This is a genomic window from Epibacterium ulvae, assembly GCF_900102795.1.
GTDB lineage: Bacteria > Pseudomonadota > Alphaproteobacteria > Rhodobacterales > Rhodobacteraceae > Epibacterium > Epibacterium ulvae.
Map to the genome: position 1 here is coordinate 513,437 of NZ_FMWG01000001.1, position 9,186 is coordinate 522,622.

At 51.3% G+C, this 9,186-nt stretch carries 9 protein-coding genes; 7 read left to right on the forward strand and 2 right to left on the reverse strand.

Annotated elements, in window-relative coordinates; genetic code table 11:
• The 7 genes from BLP79_RS02385 (at position 1) to lhpI (ending at position 7,661) form a co-directional block, all read left to right on the forward strand.
• Positions 1-963, forward strand: a complete 963-nt coding sequence (locus BLP79_RS02385; protein WP_090215570.1) for an ABC transporter substrate-binding protein — start codon at positions 1-3, stop codon at positions 961-963.
• Positions 964-1,033: 70 nt separating this feature from the next.
• Positions 1,034-2,086 (forward strand): quaternary amine ABC transporter ATP-binding protein, encoded by a 1,053-nt coding sequence (locus tag BLP79_RS02390; protein ID WP_090215573.1) that lies wholly within the window; start codon positions 1,034-1,036, stop codon positions 2,084-2,086.
• An 11-nt stretch (positions 2,087-2,097) separates the two neighbouring features.
• Entirely contained in the window at positions 2,098-3,606 is a 1,509-nt protein-coding gene (locus tag BLP79_RS02395) for an ABC transporter permease (RefSeq protein WP_090215576.1), read from the forward strand.
• Between the two features lie 874 nt (positions 3,607-4,480).
• Entirely contained in the window at positions 4,481-4,948 is a 468-nt protein-coding gene (gene dctP / locus BLP79_RS02400) for a TRAP transporter substrate-binding protein DctP (RefSeq protein WP_232716324.1), read from the forward strand.
• 5 nt (positions 4,949-4,953) lie between these two features.
• Entirely contained in the window at positions 4,954-5,442 is a 489-nt protein-coding gene (locus BLP79_RS02405; protein ID WP_232716323.1) for a TRAP transporter large permease subunit, read from the forward strand.
• 30 nt (positions 5,443-5,472) lie between these two features.
• On the forward strand, positions 5,473-6,717 hold the full coding sequence (locus tag BLP79_RS02410) for a Zn-dependent hydrolase (protein ID WP_090215578.1): 1,245 nt from the start codon (positions 5,473-5,475) through the stop codon (positions 6,715-6,717).
• A complete protein-coding gene (gene lhpI / locus BLP79_RS02415) occupies positions 6,714-7,661 on the forward strand; it encodes a bifunctional Delta(1)-pyrroline-2-carboxylate/Delta(1)-piperideine-2-carboxylate reductase (RefSeq protein ID WP_090215581.1) in 948 nt (315 codons plus the stop codon). Before BLP79_RS02410 ends, lhpI begins: the two co-directional genes overlap by 4 nt.
• Here the strand turns inward: lhpI and BLP79_RS02420 are convergent.
• Together BLP79_RS02420 and BLP79_RS02425 are read right to left on the reverse strand one after the other, a co-directional pair.
• Positions 7,643-8,575: a LysR family transcriptional regulator gene (locus BLP79_RS02420; protein WP_090215746.1), complete on the reverse strand. Its 933-nt coding sequence runs from the start codon at positions 8,573-8,575 to the stop codon at positions 7,643-7,645. The two genes, lhpI and BLP79_RS02420, sit on opposite strands and share 19 nt — an antisense overlap.
• A gap of 337 nt (positions 8,576-8,912) precedes the next feature.
• Positions 8,913-9,186, reverse strand: a 274-nt coding sequence (locus BLP79_RS02425) for an integrase core domain-containing protein (protein WP_244516066.1), incomplete at its 5' end; no start/stop codon positions are given.

The window sequence follows — 9,186 nt, forward strand, 5'->3', positions numbered from 1 at the left end:
ATGAAAAAACTTACGCTTACAACTACGCTTGCTTTGACGATTGCGACAACTGGCGCCATGGCACAAGAGAAAGTCATGGTGGGTGAACCCAGTTGGCCGGGCGCAAAGATCATGAGCCGCATCATCGGCCAAGTCATTGAAACCCGTCTGGGTGGCGAGGCCGACTACGCGCCTGGTGCGAACGCCGTTATCTTTGCTTCCATGGACGGTGGGCGCGGTGACATTGACGTGCACCCAGATGTTTGGCTGCCAAATCAGTCTTCTTTCACCAATGAATATGTTGATGAAAAAGGTACAGTGTCTCTTTCCACGGGCTCTTACGAAGGTCGCGCCGGTATCTGTGTTCCAAATTACATGGTCGAAGAACACAACATTAAATCCATCTTCGATTTGGCAACGCCAATGGCGCAAGAACTGTTTGACAGCGACGGTGACGGCAAAGGTGAAATTTGGGTTGGCGCATCCGGCTGGGCATCGACAAACACCTTCAAGGTACGCGTGCGTGACTATGGTATCGAAACCTTCCTCGAGCCAACAACTGAAGACGAAACAGTTTTTTACTCCCGTCTGAAGGATTTGGTTGATCAGAAGAAAGGCGCAGCGTTCTATTGCTATGCACCACACTATGTGCACGCATTGTACCCTGTTACCATTCTGGAAGAGCCAGAAAACGATCCAAATACTTACAAGATGGTTCAGCCAGATCAGGATGCAGATTGGTACAACAAGTCGCGCGTGGATTCCGGTGAGCCAGTGAAAACTGTTACGGTTGCTTATTCAAACTCCTTGAACGAACGCAATCCGGCGGCGGCATCTTTCCTTGCTAATATTGACATGAGCGCACAGTCTCTGTCTGAGCTGACGTACAAGGTCGTTGTTCAAGGTGGCGATATCAATGAAGTCGTTGCAGAGTGGATCGAGAACAACGGTGACATCGTAGACGGTTGGCTCGGCCTCATCTAAGTAGCTGACTTTAAAAATATTTACCTCGGTGACCTGTGTCGCCGGGGCAAAGTTTCTCTGCGGGGCTGGGATGAATAAAGAAATTGCAATTGACGCAAAAGGCGTCTGGAAAGTGTTTGGCAATCGCTCCAAAGAAGCGTTGAAGGCCATCCATGACGAAGGTCTGAGCAAGGCCGAAGTACTGGATCGTTTCAACTGCGTGGTTGGTGTCGCGGATGCGAGTTTTGAAATTGAAAAAGGCGAATTGTTCTGCGTGATGGGTTTGTCGGGCTCCGGCAAATCGACGTTGGTACGCCACGTGAACCGTCTGTTAGAACCTACCGATGGCCATATCTATATCGGTGGTAAAGACGTGATGGGTCTCTCACCCGATGGTTTGCGTGATCTGCGTAACCGTCGCGTGGCAATGGTTTTCCAGAACTTTGGACTGATGCCACACCGTACCGTTCGCGACAATGTGGCGATGCCACTGGAAATCCGCGGTACGGGTAAGGCGCGCCGCTGGGAAGAAGCGGATCGCGTTCTCGAGTTGGTAGAACTGACCGGTTGGGAAGACAAATACGCCCATGAACTTTCAGGCGGTATGCAACAACGTGTGGGTTTGGCCCGTGCCATTGCCTCCGACCCTGAAATCCTGCTGATGGACGAGCCATTTTCTGCGCTCGACCCGCTTATTCGTAAGCAGTTGCAGGACCAGTTCATGGAGCTGTCCAACCGCTTGAAAAAGACTACCATGTTCATCACGCACGACTTAGATGAGGCCATCCGTATCGGTCACCGTATTGCGATCATGAAAGACGGTCGTATCGTTCAAGTTGGCACCCCAGAGGAAATCATTCTTAATCCGGCTGACGAATACGTTTCAGACTTTGTGGCGGGTATCTCCAAACTCAACATGATTTTCGCACATTCTGTGATGCAACCCGTTGAAGAATTCCAGGCAAAGCACGGTGATCTTCCAGGAGACGCGCAGAAAGCTCGACCCGATATGGATCTGAGTGACCTGATGGGGCTTTGTGTGGAAGGCCACGGCATTGTCGCTGTGACAGATGCCGATCACAAAACGGTCGGTGTAATTAACCGTGCGGGTCTGATCCGCGCAATTCAAGATAGCCAAGCGTAAGAGGATCTATCATGAGTAATCAAGATATCAAGCCTGAAACCGCTGAGCGTTTGAATGGGCTGATTTGCCAATTCGTAGGTAGCAGTGAAGCTTACTACAAAGAAACTTTTGGCTACATGATGCAGGCACCCGGGTACCGGTTCACATTGAACTGGATCGCTGGTCTGCTTGGGCCCGTTTGGTTTGGGGCGCGTGGTCTTTGGAACTGGATGCTGGGTTTCCTACTTTTGGAAACTATGGCTTATATCCAAATTGGTTTGGGTCTCTTTGGTGATCTTGGGCGTGACTTCCGCGAACGTGCGGACCAGATCGTCCAGACATTGGATTTGCGTCGTCAGCAAATCGAAGCAGCTGAAAAGTCAGGCGCGTCTTCGCTGGATTCGCTTAAACGTGCAGCAGAGAGCCTTGAAGGAGCCTTGGCGAATGCGCAACAAGCGGCAATTTCTGCTGATAGCACCGGTACCTATTTCTTGATTGTTGGCATTGTGCTTCTTGCTGGTTTCAAATTCCTGCAAGCGGCAACTGCGAACTGGACGCTGGAGATGCAATTCGCCAAGTGGCGCTCTGACCGAGAAGTAAACAGTGGTTGGTCGCAAACGCGGATGATCATTTCAGCTATACTATCCTTCGGTGTTGTTGTCCTAACCAGCATCAAATTCGCTCAGCCGGGTGCGTTTTCGATCTTGTCGGTCTTCCCAACGGATCGGAATTGGCGGCTGAATGTCGGTGATGGCGTGCAAACAGCCTTTGACTGGACCAAGCTGCATGGCCGTGGCTTCTTTGACAGCATCACTTTTGGCATGCGGACACTCCTTGATTGGATCGAAGTGGTACTTGTGGATACACCGTGGCCGGTTGTCGCCTTTGTGATTGTCATGCTGGCTTTCCTGTCTGCAGGCGCACGTGTTGCGACCTTCACTGGCGCGGCGCTAGCATACCTAGGGCTACTGGACTTCTGGGAAAAAGCGATGACCACCATCGCGCTTCTTGGGGCCGCAGCGCTGATCTCGATCACGCTGGGTATTCCATTGGGCATTTTTTGCGCGCGTCGTCCGAAGGTTTACGCAGTCATCCGCCCAATCTTAGACTTCATGCAATCCATGCCGTCTTTCGTTTATCTGATCCCGGTTGTAGCTTTTATCGGTTCTGGAAAACCTGCGGGTGTCGTGGCGACAATGATTTTCGGTAGCCCGCCTGTGATCCGCTTTACGGTTTTGGGGCTGCAACAGGTTCCAGAAACCGTCCGCGAGGCTGCATTGGCCTTTGGCGCGACTCCACGCTACCTATTGTGGAGAGTTGACTTGCCTTTGGCACGGAACACGATCATGGCAGGGGTTAACCAAACAATTCTACTGTCACTCGCGATGGTTGTTGTTGCCTCGTTGATTGGTGCCAAAGGTTTGGGTGAAGACGTCTTGGAAGCGCTACAATACGCGGCCGCTGGCCAGGGCATATTAGCTGGTCTTGCCATTCTATTCTGCGCTTTGATCTTGGATCGGATTGTAGCTGGTAAAAAGTAAGTTAATTGCGTGGGCGGAGCAGAGGTTTCGCCCACTTTTCAGTTGGATCGAAGTTGACTGAGAATGAACCGTAGCTTTCTTGAGAAAGCGCGAGGCCTTTGCTGCGACCGCGGTTGCCCAGTTTCAAAAGCTTCATCAAGGCGGTTGCGAACCTCCCAATTCAGAAAAAACCGGAACTTTAGATAAGTCAGGACGTTGGTCGCATCAGATCTTTTGAAGCCGTTCTGTCGGCGGCATCGCGGTGGCCACTACACGACTATATTTGTGACGCGTTACCAATCGGCGTATTGCCTAAGGCATGTTCGACAAGTCATGGGGGGCCAGTGAAGGAGGTCACATACACGTAAAACCCCGCACTTGCTAAGAAAACAGTGCCAACTTGGCGTACGCTCTTACCAACCAAACATCGTAAATTTGATCGACGGAAGGCCGCTCTGCGGACAAAACCGGCTTTAGTTTTTCCATCTTCCTTGGAACAGCACAGCTTTGCCTTTACGGCACAAGTTTCGCTGCATCGCATCCCACATCACCGAAACAGTCGTTCAGAGACGTCCAAACTCATCAAACCAGATCTGTATTGTCGCCGCGAACTGAATCAACTCTAAAATCGCGAACAAAGCCGTCGTTTTCTTACCTGACCGGAATGACTGGAATCAACCGATCGACGCAACACATGCGTTCAAATGTGCTGCCGGATTTTGGAAGCCCAGTGTTTTTCGAGATCGTTCTCACAGTTGTCTTGCAACTACGCTGCGGCTCGCTTTGAATCGTGCCATTCAACAAAGTTCTTTCAATCATAGACCCACCCTATTTGCGCTAAAGCTGCAATCGGTATTCGTTGTTCACAATAAAAGACCAACAGGAAAACCGACGTATGAAAACCCCATTTAAACTAATCAGAATCCATGCCTTTGCGGCCTGTGCGATGTTTCTGACCCCCTTAGCGGCTGTCGCCGACGATGTTTCAATTCGTCTTGGGCACGTTCTGCCAGAGAGCCATAGTTGGCATATCGCGACGACGGGATTTGCTGAAGAGGTCACAACACGTACCAAAGGCCGTGTTCAGATCGAAGTATTTCCCTCTGGGCAATTGGGCAGCGAAAAAGAAGTTATTGAAGGTTTGCAGTTCGGCTCTGTCCAAGCCGGTTTGATAGGTGCAGGTTCGTTTCAAGGTGTCGAACCGCGCATGGGCATTATCGAAATGCCATACGCTTGGGAAGCGCGTGAACAAGCGTTCGCTGCGCTGGATGGAGAATTAGGTGATGCGCTTGAAGGTCTGCCCGAACCAAAGGGCCTTATGCGCTGTTCATCGATACCTTTGTTTATCGCGCACTTAGCCTGAAAATTTTGGCGAAACTTCTGCGTGAAACCACCGAAATGACAGGCGTGATACTTTTGGTGATCGCATCCGCGTCGGTCTTTGGCTGGATTTTGGCTGCGGAACAAGTCCCGCAAATTGCGGTGTCTGGCATTACTCAAACGACGGACAACGCCACGGTGGCCTTATTTATGATGATGCTCATTTTGCTGATCCTTGGAACCTTCATGGAAAGCATCGCAATAATACTAATCCTTGCGCCGGTCTTTCTCCCAATCCTAAGCCACTACGGTATCGACCCGGTTTATTTCGGTATTCTGCTAACCATTAACCTAGCAGTTGGGGCCAATACGCCGCCTCTTGGGATTGATCTTATGGCAGCTTGCCGTGTTGGGAAAATTCCGCTCAGCGACTCCTTTGTTTATCTGGCGCCATTCCTTGGCGTGATGGTTGGGGTGCTGCTGTTGCTCGTACTGTTCCCAACTCTGATTACTGATCTTCCAGCGGTTCTATTTTAGTCCGCTTCTACAAAAGAAAGAAAGCTCTTGATGTCTATAACCCCTGATACCCGCGTTGATCTTGACCGTTTTTGGTCGACCATCCAAGCCTCTGCCGAGATTGGCAAAGGACGTCCAGGAGGATTGTCCCGCCTTACATTAAGCGATGAGGATCGCACTATGCGCGATCTGTTTTGCGACTGGTGTAAGGAAGCCGGGTTGACGGTTGAGATCGATGCAGCAGGGAACATTTTTGGCCGCCGTGATGGCACTGATAATAGCTTGCCACCGATTTTGATGGGTAGCCACCTAGACACCCAAATCAACGGTGGTCGTTTTGATGGCATCGCAGGGGTTTTGGCTGGGCTTGAAGTCATTCGTTGCCTAAATGAAATAGGTCATACGACCAAGCGGCCGATTGTTGTGGTTGATTGGACGAATGAAGAAGGTGCGCGTTTCTCTCCACCTATGGTCGCGTCAGGCTGCTTTGTGGGGAAATATGACATCGATTGGGTTCATGACAGGATCGGTGATGATGGCACGCGCTTTGGAGATGAGTTGCAACGGATTGGTTACAAAGGTGATTTGCCCTGCAAAGCTGGCGAAATAGATGCGTATTTCGAGCTCCACATCGAACAAGGTCCGATCCTTGACGCAGAAAAACGTGAAGTGGGCATCGTGACTGGTAGTTATTCGGTACGCGGGATGCGTGCTTCTTTCGCAGGGCAAACGTCACACACAGGTCCAACACCAATGGATTTGCGGAAGAATGCTTTGGCAGCAGGTGCACGCTGGCTGACCGCTGTGGATGATATCGGTTGGGATTTTGCCGTTCATGACGGTAAAGCAACTGCAGCGCGTCTGACGGCTTGGCCAAACAAGCCGGGCATCCTGTCAGATACTGCTGAGGCCGTCTGCGATGTGCGCCACTCAGACACGATCACCACACGCGCTATGGCGGAAAAAATGCGCCGTGCGTTGTTTGAATCTGCTGCGCGTTGCGGCTGTGAAGCGACCATTGAAGATGAATGGGAGTGGGGTGGTGATATCTTTGATCAGGAATTGATTGATGGGGTACGCGCACAAGCCGTGCGCATGAACTACAACTGGCGTGATATCCAAAGTCAGGCAGGGCATGACGCTTACTTCCTTGCTACACATTGTCCAACGACGATGATTTTTGCGCCTTGTAAAAATGGGATTACCCACAACAATGAAGAAAATTGTGACCCAGAAGACTTCGTTGCCGCACTGAACATCATGTTGCATGCAGTTGTGGAACGGGCAGATCGATGAGCGCCTTTATTGGGCATTTAGAACTGGAAGAAGCGCTGGATTGGCCAGCGCTGATTGACCAACTTCGTGATTGGTACAGCAGTGATGCTGTATCAGCACCGGATCGCCAGGTGTTGACCATTGACCAGCCCGATGGCAGCGAGGCATCGCTATTAATTATGCCGGCTTGGGTTCCTGGACAAAGTATTGGTGTCAAAGTTGTGACGTTCTTTCCAGCCAATGCCGGAAAAGGACGCGCTACAATCAACGCGGGCTACCTTTTGTTCGACGGTGAAACTGGCCAAATGCAAGCCGCCTTGGACGGTGACACGCTAACAGCGCGCCGAACTGCAGCGGCCTCGGCCCTCGCTGCAAGTTACCTTGCACGCAAAGATACCAAGCGGTTGGTGGTCGTTGGTACTGGCCAACTTGCCCAATCTGTCGCCGCAGCTCATTGCGCGGTGCGCGACTATGATGCAGTCACGATTTGGGGGCGCAATCTAGAAAAGGCGAACCTTGTTGCCAATGCATTGCGTGCAGACGGACTGCCAGCACAGGTCAGCGATGATTTGGAAGCGGCATGTCGTTCAGCGGATGTGGTGAGCACCGTGACAGCCTCGACCACTCCAATTGTTCTTGGCGATTGGATTTCTGAGGGCACGCATCTGGATTTAATCGGAGCCTTTAAGCCTGACATGCGCGAAAGCGATGACTTAGCGATGACGCAATCGCAGATATTTGTAGATGCGCGCGCCGGTGCGTCACTCGCTGGTGATCTTGCCCAACCTTTGGGTGATGGGCTGATTAAACCTGACTCAATTCTGGCGGACCTGACCGAGCTTTGTCAGGGCGTACATCTCGGTCGGACTGATGATATGGCAAGAACCGTGTTCAAATCGGCAGGCATGGCCTTACAGGATCTTGCAGCTGCAGATCTCGCGCTCGGTCAGTCGATGTCGGGGTAAAGCGCAAGTAATTCTTGCGCCGTTTCAACAAACTTCCGTTCGGAGGGCGTTAGCTTTTCGAACGGTGCATGTACCAGATAAACATCGGCACCAATCGGTTCGTCCGCTATCTTTAAGGGCCATAAATCCTTCCGGCGAATGTCATCTCGAGCGCTTGTCAGTGGCAAGATACCAATCCCGAGCCCCGCAACAATCATCCGGCGAATTTCTTCAATATTGGTGCTCAGCCCATTTATGCGGTTGCCGATACGAGTGCCCTCTCTCAAGACTGACATGGGTTCTAATCCCATGCCTTCGGTCGCGCAAGCAAACGAAATGAAAGGTTCCCGTTGTAGATCGCGCAGTGAGACGGTTTCTTGCCCAAACAGCGGATGTTCAGCGCCGCAGAAGACGCGGAATTCTTCGCGAAATAGTCGGATCGAAGGCAGGTTGACCAGCGGCGTCGCCAAAAGGCAAAACCCAAGCGAGGCGCGGCCCTGCTGGATCGAACGTACAATCGCCTGACTGTTTGAGACCTCGCTTTGAAACGTCACCGAGGGGTTGCGATGATGATATAGACGCAGCAGCTCGTCTAGCATCGGAGAAACGAGGTCGCTGATGATTTGGTATGAGACGCGCCCCCGCTCTTCTTCTTCGGCGTCGCGGACAAGTATAGAGATACGCTCTGCGCTGTGGAAAATATCGCGACATTCTTGAAAAATTTTGTCGCCATGGACCGTGAGTTCGAAACTGCGACTGTCGCGATAAACCAACTGACAGTCCAATTGTGTTTCAAGTTTTTGTAAAGCATTGCTTACCGACGGTTGACTAAGCCCCAGCCGATTGGCGGCTTTGGTAATGCCTTGTTCCTTGCCTATCATGTAGAAGACCCGGAGCAGGTTCCAGTTTAAGTCAGCGTGTTGAAGAGCGTTCATATCCGAAACTTGGTTGTTGGCGCCATTCCGCAAGGTATACCTGAAAATGGCTCATTTGTAGTATTGCGAACGATTATAGCTCCTATTGGCTGAAACAATACTAAATTCGGTGCATGTAGGGCGACCCGCCAAAGCGCATGAAACTTGTTTTGCGCACAAGAAACAGTCGATATTCGTTGTTTGTTTGCTCAACTGCCATTGCTCACTTCACTTCACTTCACTTCACTTCACTGCTCGCTGAAAGCTTGGTGCTGCTGCCATTTTTAATCAAATTCACCCATTTCGCGTCAGTGTGTAGTAAGCTACTCCCCATTTATTGGACAGGATCTGGCGTAAATTAAGCTACTCTTTGCACCTGCTGATCGGGGTTGGCAGTTTCATTTCTTCTCCAGTAGACCACGGCAGGTGGTTTGCCGCCAAGGGCGGAATGTGGACGTTTGTGATTGTAGAACTCCATCCATTTTTTGATCCCAGCTTTGGCCTCTGACCTGGTTTCCCAAGCGTGGAGATAAACGCACTCGTATTTCAGCGACCGCCACAGGCGTTCGACAAAGATGTTGTCGAGGAACCGACCCTTGCCGTCCATCGAGATCCGGGTGCCGACCCGCTTC